This window comes from Aureimonas sp. AU40, from assembly GCF_001463785.1.
GTDB lineage: Bacteria > Pseudomonadota > Alphaproteobacteria > Rhizobiales > Rhizobiaceae > Aureimonas.
Genome location: NZ_BBWL01000056.1, coordinates 35726 through 48288, shown reverse-complemented (window position 1 = coordinate 48288; position 12563 = coordinate 35726). Strand labels below are relative to the sequence as shown.

At 63.5% G+C, this 12563-nt stretch carries 28 protein-coding genes; 1 reads left to right on the top strand and 27 read right to left on the bottom strand.

All coding sequences use genetic code 11. The annotated features are described in order from the left end of the window. Positions 1-13: 13 nt before the first annotated feature. The 4 genes from AUL32_RS22705 to AUL32_RS22690 are packed head-to-tail and all read right to left on the bottom strand — an operon-like array spanning position 14 to position 1367. On the bottom strand, positions 14-400 hold the full coding sequence (locus AUL32_RS22705) for a hypothetical protein (RefSeq protein WP_062120381.1): 387 nt from the start codon (positions 398-400) through the stop codon (positions 14-16). Next, the gene (locus AUL32_RS22700; protein WP_062120378.1) at positions 387-638 is read right to left on the bottom strand and encodes a hypothetical protein; all 252 of its coding nucleotides are present in this window, start codon (positions 636-638) and stop codon (positions 387-389) included. Before AUL32_RS22700 ends, AUL32_RS22705 begins: the two co-directional genes overlap by 14 nt. A gap of 20 nt (positions 639-658) precedes the next feature. Then, positions 659-1081 (bottom strand): hypothetical protein, encoded by a 423-nt coding sequence (locus AUL32_RS22695; RefSeq protein WP_062120375.1) that lies wholly within the window; start codon positions 1079-1081, stop codon positions 659-661. Next, the gene (locus AUL32_RS22690; protein ID WP_062120373.1) at positions 1065-1367 is read right to left on the bottom strand and encodes a hypothetical protein; all 303 of its coding nucleotides are present in this window, start codon (positions 1365-1367) and stop codon (positions 1065-1067) included. The genes AUL32_RS22695 and AUL32_RS22690 overlap by 17 nt, the downstream gene beginning before the upstream one ends. Before the next feature lie 357 nt (positions 1368-1724). On the opposite strand from AUL32_RS22690, the gene AUL32_RS22685 reads away from it, so the two are divergent. Next, positions 1725-1913, top strand: a complete 189-nt coding sequence (locus tag AUL32_RS22685) for a hypothetical protein (RefSeq protein ID WP_062120369.1) — start codon at positions 1725-1727, stop codon at positions 1911-1913. Here AUL32_RS22685 and AUL32_RS22680 read toward each other — a convergent pair. From AUL32_RS22680 to AUL32_RS22575, 23 genes are all read right to left on the bottom strand, one after another. Then, a complete protein-coding gene (locus AUL32_RS22680; protein WP_062120364.1) occupies positions 1907-2113 on the bottom strand; it encodes a hypothetical protein in 207 nt (68 codons plus the stop codon). The genes AUL32_RS22685 and AUL32_RS22680 overlap by 7 nt on opposite strands. Next, positions 2113-2448, bottom strand: coding sequence for a MarR family winged helix-turn-helix transcriptional regulator (locus AUL32_RS22675; protein WP_062120361.1), 336 nt, complete (start codon positions 2446-2448; stop codon positions 2113-2115). Before AUL32_RS22675 ends, AUL32_RS22680 begins: the two co-directional genes overlap by 1 nt. Then, a complete protein-coding gene (locus AUL32_RS22670; RefSeq protein ID WP_062120358.1) occupies positions 2448-2711 on the bottom strand; it encodes a hypothetical protein in 264 nt (87 codons plus the stop codon). Before AUL32_RS22670 ends, AUL32_RS22675 begins: the two co-directional genes overlap by 1 nt. A gap of 66 nt (positions 2712-2777) precedes the next feature. Further along, positions 2778-3119, bottom strand: a complete 342-nt coding sequence (locus AUL32_RS22665) for a hypothetical protein (RefSeq protein WP_062120355.1) — start codon at positions 3117-3119, stop codon at positions 2778-2780. Next, positions 3116-3343 (bottom strand): hypothetical protein, encoded by a 228-nt coding sequence (locus AUL32_RS22660; protein ID WP_156421582.1) that lies wholly within the window; start codon positions 3341-3343, stop codon positions 3116-3118. The genes AUL32_RS22665 and AUL32_RS22660 overlap by 4 nt, the downstream gene beginning before the upstream one ends. Positions 3344-3577: 234 nt before the next feature. Next, positions 3578-4063 carry a hypothetical protein gene (locus AUL32_RS22655; protein WP_062120350.1) on the bottom strand — a complete coding sequence of 162 codons (486 nt, stop codon included), beginning with the start codon at positions 4061-4063 and terminating at the stop codon, positions 3578-3580. Further along, a complete protein-coding gene (locus AUL32_RS22650; protein ID WP_062120347.1) occupies positions 4063-4557 on the bottom strand; it encodes a hypothetical protein in 495 nt (164 codons plus the stop codon). Before AUL32_RS22650 ends, AUL32_RS22655 begins: the two co-directional genes overlap by 1 nt. Before the next feature lie 121 nt (positions 4558-4678). Further along, complete coding sequence (locus AUL32_RS22645; RefSeq protein WP_062120344.1) at positions 4679-6235, bottom strand: DUF4942 domain-containing protein; 1557 nt, start codon at positions 6233-6235, stop codon at positions 4679-4681. Positions 6236-6284: 49 nt separating this feature from the next. Then, a complete protein-coding gene (locus AUL32_RS22640) occupies positions 6285-6833 on the bottom strand; it encodes a hypothetical protein (RefSeq protein WP_062120341.1) in 549 nt (182 codons plus the stop codon). A gap of 116 nt (positions 6834-6949) precedes the next feature. Next, on the bottom strand, positions 6950-7387 hold the full coding sequence (rnhA, locus tag AUL32_RS22635) for a ribonuclease HI (protein ID WP_062120338.1): 438 nt from the start codon (positions 7385-7387) through the stop codon (positions 6950-6952). Further along, positions 7384-7557 carry a hypothetical protein gene (locus AUL32_RS25380; RefSeq protein WP_156421581.1) on the bottom strand — a complete coding sequence of 58 codons (174 nt, stop codon included), beginning with the start codon at positions 7555-7557 and terminating at the stop codon, positions 7384-7386. The genes rnhA and AUL32_RS25380 overlap by 4 nt, the downstream gene beginning before the upstream one ends. A 4-nt stretch (positions 7558-7561) precedes the next feature. After that, entirely contained in the window at positions 7562-7780 is a 219-nt protein-coding gene (locus AUL32_RS22630; RefSeq protein WP_062120335.1) for a hypothetical protein, read from the bottom strand. A gap of 14 nt (positions 7781-7794) precedes the next feature. Then, positions 7795-8022, bottom strand: coding sequence for a DUF4314 domain-containing protein (locus tag AUL32_RS22625; protein ID WP_062120332.1), 228 nt, complete (start codon positions 8020-8022; stop codon positions 7795-7797). Between the two features lie 275 nt (positions 8023-8297). Further along, positions 8298-8567, bottom strand: coding sequence for a hypothetical protein (locus tag AUL32_RS22620; RefSeq protein ID WP_062120330.1), 270 nt, complete (start codon positions 8565-8567; stop codon positions 8298-8300). After that, complete coding sequence (locus tag AUL32_RS22615) at positions 8567-8800, bottom strand: hypothetical protein (RefSeq protein WP_062120327.1); 234 nt, start codon at positions 8798-8800, stop codon at positions 8567-8569. The genes AUL32_RS22620 and AUL32_RS22615 overlap by 1 nt, the downstream gene beginning before the upstream one ends. A 66-nt stretch (positions 8801-8866) precedes the next feature. Then, on the bottom strand, positions 8867-9754 hold the full coding sequence (locus tag AUL32_RS22610) for a hypothetical protein (protein ID WP_062120324.1): 888 nt from the start codon (positions 9752-9754) through the stop codon (positions 8867-8869). A gap of 83 nt (positions 9755-9837) precedes the next feature. Continuing rightward, the gene (locus AUL32_RS22605) at positions 9838-10416 is read right to left on the bottom strand and encodes a 3'-5' exonuclease (protein WP_062120320.1); all 579 of its coding nucleotides are present in this window, start codon (positions 10414-10416) and stop codon (positions 9838-9840) included. After that, complete coding sequence (locus AUL32_RS22600) at positions 10413-10718, bottom strand: hypothetical protein (protein WP_062120317.1); 306 nt, start codon at positions 10716-10718, stop codon at positions 10413-10415. The genes AUL32_RS22605 and AUL32_RS22600 overlap by 4 nt, the downstream gene beginning before the upstream one ends. After that, positions 10718-10939, bottom strand: a complete 222-nt coding sequence (locus AUL32_RS22595; RefSeq protein WP_062120314.1) for a hypothetical protein — start codon at positions 10937-10939, stop codon at positions 10718-10720. Before AUL32_RS22595 ends, AUL32_RS22600 begins: the two co-directional genes overlap by 1 nt. After that, positions 10936-11226, bottom strand: coding sequence for a hypothetical protein (locus AUL32_RS22590; protein WP_156421580.1), 291 nt, complete (start codon positions 11224-11226; stop codon positions 10936-10938). Before AUL32_RS22590 ends, AUL32_RS22595 begins: the two co-directional genes overlap by 4 nt. Positions 11227-11258: 32 nt before the next feature. Continuing rightward, on the bottom strand, positions 11259-11660 hold the full coding sequence (locus AUL32_RS22585) for a hypothetical protein (RefSeq protein ID WP_062120308.1): 402 nt from the start codon (positions 11658-11660) through the stop codon (positions 11259-11261). 59 nt (positions 11661-11719) lie between these two features. Continuing rightward, the gene (locus tag AUL32_RS22580; RefSeq protein ID WP_062120304.1) at positions 11720-12301 is read right to left on the bottom strand and encodes a hypothetical protein; all 582 of its coding nucleotides are present in this window, start codon (positions 12299-12301) and stop codon (positions 11720-11722) included. Continuing rightward, positions 12298-12513 (bottom strand): hypothetical protein, encoded by a 216-nt coding sequence (locus AUL32_RS22575; RefSeq protein WP_062120302.1) that lies wholly within the window; start codon positions 12511-12513, stop codon positions 12298-12300. The genes AUL32_RS22580 and AUL32_RS22575 overlap by 4 nt, the downstream gene beginning before the upstream one ends. Between the last annotated feature and the right edge of the window lie 50 nt (positions 12514-12563).

The window sequence follows — 12563 nt, the reverse complement described above, 5'->3', positions numbered from 1 at the left end:
CAAGCGAAATCGGTCAGAACATGCCGAAATTCTCGTTCTCGGAGCATTCGCGAACGATCTCGCGCCGGCGCCGCTCCGCGCGAATTCGCTCACGGATCTCCGTTTCGATCTCGCTGTCGCCGTAGAAGGTCTCCTTCGCGGCGATCATGTCGTCGTCCGTCCATTCGTGGACGTGGGCCTTGAGGTGCTCGACGGTCTCGGCTTCCGTCATGCCCTCCTCCTCGGCCCCCTGGCGTGAGGTCGCGAGGAAGTCGCGGACCATCGTGTCCGCCCGCACACCCATGAGAGCCGCGTGCATGTCCCATTCCATCGAGGCCACGGCCTGCGCCATGATCTCGGACGCCTTCTCCTGGAAGAGCGGGTTGTCCGGATCGAACTTGGCGAACTTATGCGGCTCCATCGGCCATCTCCTCGCGCTCGGACATGAAGCCCAGGTAGGCGACATCGCTTTCGGGCTTTGACGCCTTCATCACCGACAGGCACGCCGAGACCAGGGCATTCCGGCTGTCCTCGTCGTAGGCGTCGAGCGCCTTCACCGGACATTCGCGATCCGGATGAAGCTTCACCCACTCGCGACGCATGGCAGACAGAAAGACGGCTGCGCCGAACTGCGCCCTGGATCTGGTGTATCGGTTCATGGTCTTCCTTAAACGAACGCTTACTTATCAGGCAAGCCAGATTCGTCCTCGGACGCGCCTAGCAAGCGCTGCACCTTGTCCCGGTTCCAGGCGTCGCCCTTTGGCGGCTTGATGTTCGATGCGTTCAGGCGGATCGCCTGCTCGCGACGCGGCAAATCGAGAAGACCGTGCGACGTCAGGTAGGTGACGACCTCGGCCCACTTGTCGTTGCGCGCCTTCCGCTTGGCCTCGGTCGAGGCGCGGTTCGCTTTGGCGAGCTGGTGATGGATGCCGATCCCGGTGCGCTTGCAGCGGATCGTCACCGAGTAGACGTCATCTGGGAAGAGCTCGCCGATCGCGGTCTCGTCCTGGATGATCGTCTCGCGGATCAGATCCATCAGTTCGTCGGGATCGACCGTGTCGCGCGCAGCGAGGACGGCCTGGAGTTCAGTGCGCAGTCCCATAATCGACCACCTTCGCCTGGTTCGCGACTTCGGGATCGGAAAGCAGATCCAGGAGCATGTTGAGGATCTCGGGTGTCTGCACGGCGAGCGAGAGAGCGAGCATGATGGCGCCCTGGCGCTTCTTGCCTTCGCTCATGGTCGCAGGATCAACCGGCTCACCACCGGAGATTGAGAACGCGCGGAACGAGCCGTCCTCCTTGATGATGATCCCGGCGTCGCCCTTCACCAGCAGATCCGCGTCGTGCGGCAGATTTTCAGGCGAAAGAATGGCATTCTGGTCGTTCAAGTCGTGTCTCCATTGTGTGTGCTGCGTCGTTGTGATCGCGCTGCATAGAGTATAGCAGAGCGACGATTGGAATTTATGTGAGCCGCGGCAGAGCATCTCTTTCGATACGGCGCAGTCACTTGGGCGCAGTGCGAAGAAGACATGCACGGCGCACACCAGTCTAGAAACCGATTGGTCCGACCATTGCGATGGACCTGAACGGTAGATGAACGGGCCGGTTCACAAGCTATTGACGAAACGGAAAGTTTTGCTTGACCGGAGCGTCAATTCACCTTTTATGAAGCCCTCATACCGAGGCATCGAATTTGGTTGGCGGCAAGCGTATCAAGCGCCGCAGCAAGAGGGCATGGCAGCAAAATGGCACGCGATTTTTTCCAGGTCCGTGGTGAACTCAAGGACGTCATCGAGAACGCTATCCTCGAATACGCAACCAAAGCCGACATCGCGATCAACCTGGACCGCGCGGAGGAACTTGGATCCTTCGAGCTTATGGACGTGTGCAACGACGTCCTGATCTACGGCGCCCGCTACCTGCCGATCTACTGACTCGACCGGCTTGGAGGGTGGAGCCGGGTCAGGTCGAGCGTCGACCCGTGGTCTCTATCCTCCTCGTCAACGAAATCGATGCCATCGGCGAGCAGAGCCTCGCGCAAGCGCTTGATCGCGCCCTGGGCCTCTTCCGAGACCCCTTCCCTCTCCAGAATGTCGAAGAGATCGGCCGCGGCATTCACCGTTGTCTGATCCATCACGCCTCCAGAATCTCGCCGAGCCGCTTCATGAGCGCCTGACCCTTCTCGGTCGGCTTCACAAGCTGCGAGCGACGATTGTTCGGATCGGGCGCAGCTTCGACCAGATCCAGCGCGCCGGCGCCGCCCCAGGTCATTCCATTGCTCAAGATGGACACGTATCGGCTGACCGACGCGCCGGGAATGCCCGTGCGCTCCACGATGTCGCGATGCGTGATCCCCGGCTTCTCGGCGACCTCGAGGAAGACCTTGAGCGGAGGGGACGGCATCTCCAGTCCATATTCCACGAGCACGTTGTTGATGGCGGTGAGGCGCGCGATCGTGGCTTCCTGCATTACCAGCCGCGCTCCTTGTTGATCTCCTCGGCCCGCTCGTAGCTCTTGGTGTAGTCCTCGATGTCGCGTTCGTTGATGAGGGTGCAGACCACCTGCTCGCGGATGATCGCCACGCCTGCGCGCGTCGATTTCCCCGGCTCGATGTTGCGCGCCGCGCGCGCCGCGCTCTCCCGGCAGATCGGGACCGGAACGACCATCGGCCGGCCGACATCCACCCACGGGTCAGCCGCGAGAAGCTGCACGGTCATCATTAGGGCGTTCATGGGGCGTCTCCTCGTATTTCAGTCTGATTTCCGCCGTGATCGAGCAACTTATAAGCGAACCCTTACTTACGGGTCCACCCGATCGGCTTCGATAATTTCGCACCGAATGGGATCGCCCGAGCGTTTGTCCCAGGCGGTGAAATCTTCGGCGCACGGGTCGCAGTAGTAGAGCCGACCGCCCTCGACCATGAAGTTGCGCATCGACCAGTTGGACGACCCCTTGAGCGGACGCTGGCAGGCGGTGCGGTTGCAGCGCCCTCCCTTCTCGCCCTTCGGCCCATAGAGTTCGTCCATCTGGCGCGTGCGCTCTTCTGCGGCCCGGCGATCCTGCTCCTCGAGCTGGCGAACGAGCGCCTGGCCCCGCTTCTTGAGCGAGACCGTCCGGTGTTTGCGCGCGATGCCGCTCATGCGAGGTTCCATTGCTTCTTGAGGTCGGCGATCCCCTTGAGGGCGTCAGCCTGGACGTAGTTCGGATGTCGGCGCCAATACGCCATCTTGCGCTCGGCGATCGCGAGTTCGGACTCTGCCTGGCGCCGCTCGGCGCCGTCCTTGGTGCTCTTCGCGATGAAGGCGAGGTAGAGCGAGTTCGCGTAGTGCTTGAGGTAGTGCTTCGTGCCGTCCCAGGTGCCCACGGGCGTTGCGGTCCCGCCTGCGACACGATCCTCGCTGTAGCAAATTCCCATCTGCACGCTCTCTTGCTGCGTTTTGAGATTTCACTCTCGCAGTTCGAGCGTTGGATTGCGGGAGGCGCGCTCTGGCGCGCTCTCTGACCGTCAGGCTTGGCCGCTGACGCGATCCGTGAGGGTCGCAGGTGAAACCCTGCGCTCCCGGCCAGAACGCGCGTCAGCGAGCTTCTGTGTGGATTTCTAGATTTCCGGATTTCCAGCTTTCGCGGTTTCGCGCTTTCCGAACACCCAGCGCCAGGTGGCGAGGACGACGAGCAGGAAGAGCCAGAGACCCATATGGCTGCTCATCACCTTCTCGAAGGTGCGGAGCACCTGAAACAGGGCCTCGTCCCAGGCGTCATACGGGAAGACGTGTTCCCTCACGCGAAGGTAGGCCGTCGAGACGAGAGCCGCCGTGAAGAACCAGTCCTTCCAGCGCCCGCGAATGAAGCCTCGGCGCTCGAGCGTCGCCCAGGTGGCGAGGATGACAAGCATCGCCGGGATCGGCGCAAGCACGCGAATGAGCGGAAGGTTGTGCGTGGTGAAGCCAACCGGGTCCGGGTTGTTGGCGATCATGATCTCGCCCTGGATAAAGACGGCCGGCCCGATGAGGACGGCCGCGAGGAGAAGAAGGCGCCGCAGGACCGTGTCGGTCATCTGCGCCCAGAGCGTCGGGGAAGCGCCCATCAGGAGCGCTGCTCGACGGAGCGCTTGCCGAACATAAAGCGCCAACACACGACCGCGACGAGCCAGGTGCCCCACAGGCCGAGGACGCCGACCGTCACGATCAGGTGCGACTGACGGAGCATTTCCAGCCAGTCGTCGAAGTCGAGGCGGCTGTAGGCCCACGGTTGGGCGAAGCGATAGGAGAAGGTCATGTAGAGGACGAAGATCGCTGACGCCGCAAAGCCCAGCACGAACGATCGGTCCTTCCAGCGGCTCTGCGTGAGATTGAGGAGTTCGAGGAGCGCGAAGACGGCGAGAACAGCCAGCATCATCGCGCCGGGCGTCAGGATCTCCGCGATCGAGTTCGAGGTGCGATGGCTATACGACCAGTAGGGCCGCACCGTGCCGTCCTCGAGGAACCAGAACACGGGTCCGAGGAAGGTGCAGAAGACGAGCAGAACGCGGCGCGTCGCTGTATCGGTCATCTGATCCCAGAGGCGGGCGAGAAAGTGCATGGGCGGGTCTCCTTACGATCGGGGTGGATGATGGATTCGCCTGCGTAAAGCAAGCGCTTACTTTCGGTCACGATTTCGCGAAATCCGGAAAATTGGAAATCGCGAAATCGGGATGCGCCGTCTACCAACGGGTCTTGCGACCGATGATGCAAAGCACCGTGTTGATGTTGGTCCCGCTCTCGGCGAATGAGCGGTCGGGCAGATCCTCGAACCACCCTCCCCGCTTCTCGACGAGCTCCCGGAACGCGATCGCCTTCTTCGTGGTCCGGAACTCGACGCCGGCCGACATGACCGAGACGAGGATCCCGTCCTCCTTGAGGAACTTGAGCGCGTGGTAGACGTGATCGATGTCGCGATCCCGGTCGAACGGCGGGTTCATGACGATCCGGTCGTAGAGCGCGGACGGGTGCGGCTGCACCAGGAGGAAGTCGTTCTGGACGACCTTCTCGTAGAGCCCCTGCCCTTTCAGCTCGTTCGCCCGGCCGGGATGGAGCTCGACGACATGGACGATGGGCTTTTGCGACGCCAGCACGATCTCGACACGCTCGCGCGCCTTCTCGTCCCACTCCCACTTGGACTCCAGCGTCAGCGGCCGGGCCAGGAGCTTGGCGATGTTCCCCTCGCCTGCCGACGGCTCGAGGATGCGCAGCGGCGGGCCGTCCTTGTTGGCGTAGAGCTTGGCGTTGCCGATCGCGCGCTCGCCGACCGCGACGGGCGTCGGGAAGAAGCCCATATTCTTGGCGAGCGAGGTCTTCGGGTTGTTGAGGACGTCCTCGTCCGTCGGCACGTTCTCGTGGTCGCCGATCGCGTCGCCATAATACTCGCCGAGCAGCTTGTTCACCTTCTCGACTAGGTCGTCGCGCTTCATCCAGAGGTGCGCGTTCCCGTTCTTGAAGATGCGGATCTTGAAGTAGGTCGTGTCGACCTCGGTCTGCGCCGGCGCGTGGACGCCTTTGCGCTCCTGGTCGATCTGCCCGATGGACGTCGCATAGGTCGCCTTGGTGACGCCCTCGTCCATGATCGTGAAGATCCGCTCGATGTCGATCAGGGTCTCGCGCTCGTTGGAATAGGAGCTCCAGGAGCCCCAATCGTTGAAGCAGCGGGTCAGGATCACGCGCGAGCCGATCTTCCAGCCGTCGTGCGAGCGGAAGCGCCGGTCGAGCTTGGCGAAGGCGTTGGCGATGCCCCGGCGCCAGATCGTCTCGGCGTCCAGCATGAAGTGCTCGAGGGTCGCCGCGACGTTCTCGACGGTGACGGGCGGCAGGCCCTTGTCGATCTCGTCCTGGTTGATGATCTCGCCGGTGCGATGGCTGACCCGCTCCGGGACGTAGCGCATCTGCTCGCGCAACTTGTCCTTGGCCTCCTTGTCCATGAGGCGCTCGAGGTCCGTGCGCTCGATGATGGACGCCCAGATGCCGGCGTCGATCAGCCTGGTCGCCGTGCGGACGTATTGGCTCATGTCCGGGATGGAGACGAGCGCGTTGAAGGCGGCAACCTCTTCGTGCTGGCCGTGATAGGCAGTGCGCGAGGGAGCCGCCGCGGACCACGCCTCGCGCGCCTTCTTGACGAGATCGTCGGCGAGCACCGCCTGCTCGTAGGCGTCGGTGTAGAGCGCGACCGCTCGGTTACGGTGGCCGACGATCTCCTCGATCGTCGCGCGCGGGACAATGGCGTTCATTTCGCGATTTCCAGATTTCGAGATTTCCGGATTGATGGATTTCGAACTGTCAGCTCGTGGTTTCGGCCTCGGGCTCCTCGAAGTCCGCAGGACCGCCGTAGCCATCCGGCCGGACGATCGAGAACTTGCGCGCCTCGACGATCAGCGTGTCGAGGAGATCGAGGCCGTCGCCGGTGTCGTGCTCGTGCTGCTCGGCGATGATGGCGAGCTCGGCCGGCTCGTCATCGGTCAGCGGGTAGCGGATGAGGTCGTGCGAGGACTTCAGGCCGGCGATCGTGTCCACCATGCTCTGAAGCTGCTCGAAGCTCGCCCGGCCGGCGTCCTCGTCCAGGAGCTCCACGTCTTCGAGGACGGTCTCCTCCTGGTGATCCATCGCGACGAGCGTGATCCCGCCGATCAGCTCGCCGTCGCCGAAGCGCCAGTCGGGCATGTCGGCCGCGATGAAATTCACCTTCGCCGCGGCCTGGCGCTTGAGAATCTCAAGGGCTGCTTCCTTGCTCGGCGCCTTGACCTTCGTCGTCGCGAAGAGCCGGTAGTCGGCCGCGACCGTGACCTCGAACTCGGTCTCGGCGGCGTTCGCGTTCGTGTCGTTCGTCATCTGATTTTGTCTCCTGACGCTCTAAAGCAACTGCTTACTTATCGCATCGCTCGCGCTGGAATGCGGGAGGGACGATCAGGAAAGCGAGCAATCGCGAATGTTGGATTTCCGGAAATCTAGGCGGTGAGGCGAGGGCGGTCGCGATGCGACAGCCGGTCGGCCCGCTCGTTCATCGGGTTGCCGGCGTGACCGCGCACCCAATTGAAATGGACCTGATGGACCTTGGTCAGCTCGACCAGGCGCTTCCACAGATCCGCGTTCTGGACCGGGCTCTTGTCCTTCTTGCGCCAGCCGTTCTTGATCCACGCCTTCGTCCAGCTCTGGATGCCGTTCCGCACATACTGGCTGTCCGTGTAGACCTCGATCGGCACGCCGGGCCGTGTGACGGCTTCCAGCGCCTTGATGACGGCCGTCAGCTCCATGCGGTTGTTCGTGGTGTCGTGCTCGCCGCCCGAGAGCTCCTTCTCGTGGCCCTTCCAGCGCATCACCGCTCCCCAGCCGCCGGGGCCGGGATTGGGCGAGCAGCCGCCGTCGGTGTAGACCTCGATCGTCATCCGCGCGCCTCTTCCTTCTTCGCCTGACCGTGAAGCTTCTCGACGCTCTTGAGCGCCTTTCGCACCTGGTCGCGCGTCTTCTGGCCGGCGCCGCCTTCTTCGAGGAAGTCGCGCGCCATCTTGAGGTGGACGACGGCGACGCCGAGCTTGCCTGCGCTTAGCTCTGCCATGGATCTAGCTTTCCGGATTTCGAGATTTCGCGATCGGGAACGGCCGGTGGCTCGCCTCGATCGTCATCAGGTCTTCGACGCGTGCGTCGCGCCACGACAGGCACGGCTCAATCGACCGGCCGATGTAGGAGACGTCGTGGAACTCGACCTGAAGGACGAGCATGTCCGATCGGAACCAGCGACGTTGGGTGCGGTAGCGGCGCTTGCCGGTGATCTCGCCCATGGGAACCTCGCTTTCTAGCTTTCCGGATTTCCGGAAAGGAGCACCACCTGGTCGAAGCCGTGGACGATCGACAGGGACCGGCCGTCGTCCCACTTCACGCCGATCGTCCAGCGACCCGCGTAGAAGTGGGCGTAGCTCGTGACCGTGCCTTCCGTGCCCGCTTCGATCGGATGCGGATCGTCTTCCATCCGGACCATGCGGATGCGTTGCCCTTCCTTGAGGGGACGTTCGGTGTCTTGCATGGAAATCTCGCTTTCCAGATTTCGAGAAGGTCGGGGTCGAGTGGGGCTTTCGGGATCACGCGGACGCGGTAGCCGACGCCGGCTCGGAAGTGCGGCGCGCTGAACGCGGCCGGCGAGCGGACATTGTCGCCGCCTTGCTGGAAGCCGGCGCTGTATCCGCTCTTGCGCCAGACGTGGACCGTGAAGCCGTGCCGGGTGTCAGGCTGGGCGGCGCAGCCTTGGAAGAGGCGCCGATTGCCCTCGTTGTCGAGGATCGTCTTCATCGGCCGTCCCGATCAAATGTCGAGCGCGGCGCGCTGCTTGGCCTGCGCCTCGAGCCCGGCGTTGATGACGGCCGCGACGTGCTCGACGCGCTCCTGCACGCCCTGCATGTAGGCGGCGTATTCCGGGTGCTTGGTGTCGGCGTCCTGGAACGAGACCTCGCAGAACGGACGCTCGTCTGCGGGCGCACCGACGACGCGGATCTTCCAGGTGTTGAATCCCGTCGCGAAGAACGGGACGGAGTAGGTCGGCGCGCGCTCGACCTGGAACGGTGCGTGGGTCATCAGTCCTCCAGAACTTCGATGAGGGTGACGTTGGCGAGGTTCACGAACACGGCCCGGTTCGAGCCGCTGCCACGACGCTTGCCGAGGAAGATCGTCTCGCTGTGGGCGAGCGGCTCGAAGACCTGATCTAGACCGTGGGCCACGATGCGGACCTTGAACGACCGGCCGGCCGTCTCGAGGTTCCGCATGTGCCGGTGGACCGAGAGTGAGACCTCGGGTTCGGATTTCGACATTTCGCGATTTCCAGATTTCTCGATTTCCAGGCGCGAGGGGACGCGCCGTGTTGGGGAGGAGGGCGCTTACGCGCCCGCCGGTGCCGCCTGGGTGTTGGCGATGATCGAGCGCAGCCGGTCGGCGAGCGTCGAGTCCTTGCGGATCTTCAGGTTCTTGCCGTCGCGGTCAGCGATCTTGAGGAACGAGAACAGGGCCATCATCTGCCCGGCCTGACTGCGGCTCGTGCCTTCCGAGTAGTCCGCCTTGAAGACGCCGACGAGATCGGACGACGTGACGGTCTCCTTGGCGTCGAGCGCCGCGAACGCCTTCTGGACGTAGATGCTCGGGAGCTTCTCGGCGCCGATGGCGCACATGACGTTCTCGATCTTCTCGATCACCTTCTTGGTCGCCGGCATCGCGCTCATGAACGCCGCCTTGGTCGCCTCGAGGTCGCCGGCCGGCTGGCCGTTGGTGAGCAGGAACATTTCGAGGGGCAGGGCGCCCATGTCCTTGTTCGTGCGCGGCGTCGAAGCGTTCTTCTCGCCCGAGCGGATCTTCGAGGTCTTCTTGGCTTCCGCGGCCGGAGCCTCGCCGACGTCGCCGACCTCGCCGCCCGTCTGGGCCGCATAGGCTTCGTCGCGCGTCTCCTGCGCCTCGACCGCATCGAGGAGGTCGTCGGAAATGTCCTCGTCGGCCGGCGACGCGGTGAGCTCCAGCTCGTCGAGGACGTCGCTGCTCGCCTCGATCGCTTCCTGCTCGGACGCCTCGACGGTCTCCGGCTCCGTGATCTCGCCCTCGAGGATCTCCGGCTCCTCGTTGGCTTCCTCGACAATGTCCGCGAGCTGGGAGGTCATCTCCACCGCCTCGATCGTCTCGTCGCTCGCGGCGTCGAGGTCGAGGTCATCGAGCAGCGCATCGATGTTGGCGAGAGTGGCCGACGGAACGCCGGAGACGTTGTTCTGCACGTTGGACATTGTTGCTTTCTCCTTCAACAATTTCGCTAAGTCGTTATCGACACTTATTTTATACGCTCTGCGATGTTGGATTGCGGCAGGGATCACGCGGCTTGTGCAAGCGGCGCGATGCTTCCCTCGATCTTGGCGATGTCGATGTAGCCCTCGTCGATCGCTGCGAAGAGGCAGGCCATCATCACCTTGACGTCGTAGTCGGCGGCGTGGGCCTTCTCCGGGTCGTAGGGAACGCCCATGGCGAAGGCGAGCTCGCCGAGCGTCGGCTTCTTGCCGTCGGGCGTCGCCCAGGTGGACATCATCGTGTCCGTGATCGGGCGCTCGGGCGTCGTCAGGCCGATCCGGCTCAACTCGTGCCGGGTGAATTTCATGTCGAACTCGGCGTTGTGGATCACCATGGCGTCGGCCTTGATGAGCACCTTCGCCAGGGCGGGACCGACCGTGTCCCAGGTCGGGCATCCGACGAGATCGGACGCGCTGATCTTGTGGATGCGCTGGGCGTCGGCCGAGATCGCGCGCTGCGGGTCGATGCGCTGGTTGAATTCGAAGACCAGCTTGCGCGTGTGGAGATCCCACAGGCCGGCATAGACCTCGACGAAGCGGTGATCGCCGGGCTCTAGGCCGGTCGTCTCGGTGTCGTAGCCGCAGAGAAGGACGCGGTTGCTCATTTTCCGGATTTCTCGCTTTCTGGATTTCTGGATTTCGCGCTTTCGAGACCGTCGTGGTCCCGGACGGTCTGGATAAGCCAGGTCGCCAGCTCGTCCGAGAACTCACCCTTCTTCACCGCGCGCTCGTAGTCCTTCCAGCGCTCGTTCAGGACGTCGGCGCACGCCTTGGTCTTCGCCTGCGAAGGGAAGGGGCCGATGGCGAGCACCGTGCCGTCGTCGAAGGTCGCCGTCAGAAGCGTGTCGCCCATGCGCTTGCACAGGCGCCAGGTGCCGTCGTCGTGCTTTCGGGCAGCGAAGGGCATCAGGGCACCTTCGGCGGGTAGAGCTTGTTCAGGAGGTCGCGGAGCTCGATCGCCTCGCGGGTCTCGAGGAACACCGACGATATGTTCTCCCAGCGCTCCGGCAGGTCGAGCGAGATCGTCGTGCCCTCGCGATACGGGTCGCCGCGATTGTCGTAGCGGACGGTCAGCTCCTCGCCGTCCTCGCCACGCAGCTTGAGGTAGCCGTTGCGCTCCACCTTCATCGGGTGCCCTCGCGCATGGCCTTCTGGAGGGTCTTCCACGGCACGAGCTTGTGGATCTCGCGGATCTCCTCCTGCGCGAGGGAGCCGTAGTCGGGCGCGTAGAAGCGATCCCGGCCGGTGATCTTCTGGTAGACCCACATCGCCGGCACGCAGATCGCGGCGATCGGGAAGCCGACCTGGGCAGCGAACGCGATCACGCCGTATTCGCCGAGCTTGTAGAGGGCGATGGCGTCGATGTGCGGCTTCAGCTCCGGGAACAATCTGGAAATCCGGATTTCGCGAAACATGGATTTCCGCGGAACGAGGTAGCGCCAGGGGATCATGACGAGCTCCGTGCTTTGCGTTGATCGGGGTAGGGGAGTTGAGTGGTCGACAGGAGCTCCGCGCCGCGGCGACCGTTGCGGTAGCGCGTGTGGAGGGTCCGGTAGTTGATGCCGAGTTCGCGCGCCCACTGCTTGAGCGTTTGGGATCGGCCGTTGAACTCGACGATCACGTTGGATCGGCGGTTGTTGTTCTGCGTTTCCAGCGTCGCCCACGAGCAGTTGGCCGGCTCGTAGTTGCCGTCATTGTCCTCGCGCTCGATCGACATGCCGGCCGGCGCTTCGCCCATGTCCTGAAGGAACGCCTCGAAGGACTCATCCCAGCGCTTGCAGACCGAAATCCCGCGCCCGCCATAGCGAGCGTAGTTCGCCGAGTTCGGCTCGCGGCAGCGGCGACGCATCTGGATCCAAATCGAGTGGGTCCGAGTCCCGGTCATTCCATGTGTGCGAAGTCCGGTCATTAGACGTGCGTCCAGGTGCGTCTGCGAAGGATGTTGGCGATCGTGGTGCGCCCGACGCCGAAGAAGGCGATCAGGTCATCCATCGGCGTCGTTGGGCCGAGCTCGCGGATCTTGAGCACCTGCTCGACCGAGAGTTTGTTGTTGGCGTTTGAGGTGCCGCGGCCGGTCTTGAGTCCCGTGCGGTGCGCGTGCTTCTCGTTGTCCTGACCGGAGGACCATTCGAGCTGGAACTTGCCCCACTTGGCGACGAGCTCGGGCGTCGGCTGGTAGAGGTAGTTGTGGGCCTTCACGCCATCGACGTGGTTGACCTGGGGCAGGTTGTCGGGGTTCGGGAGGAAGCGGAGCGCGATCACACGGTTGACGAGGACGGACTTGGTGAGGCCCTTCCAGGTCATGTTGAAATAGACGCGGCCCGTCGCCTTGTGTGTCTGCTGCTTCACCAGCGCCCACTCGGCGCTCAAGTTGGAGCCGTCGCGCGAGGCAGACTTGCGGCGCATGATCGTGCCGTCGCGCTTCGGGCTGATGTAGCCGCACGCGATGGCGTCGAGGATCCAGGCGTCCTTGTTGAAGGGCGCGTTCATCGATCGCCGAACTTGAGGCGCAGGGAGAGCCAGATCGTCCGGAGCGGCCCGGCCACCTTGTAGCCGATGACGTCGGTGTCGTGACCTATCCAGGACCAGTCGACCATGAAGGCGCCTTCCCAGCCGGTCTCGGAGCGGTCCATGCGCAGCGTCTTCACGAAGGCGTCGATGGGCACAGGCCGGCCTTCGCCGAAATGCTCGGTGTAGCTCATTGGATTCTCCTGCGGATGCGTCCTAATAAGTGAACGCTTACTTATGCGCA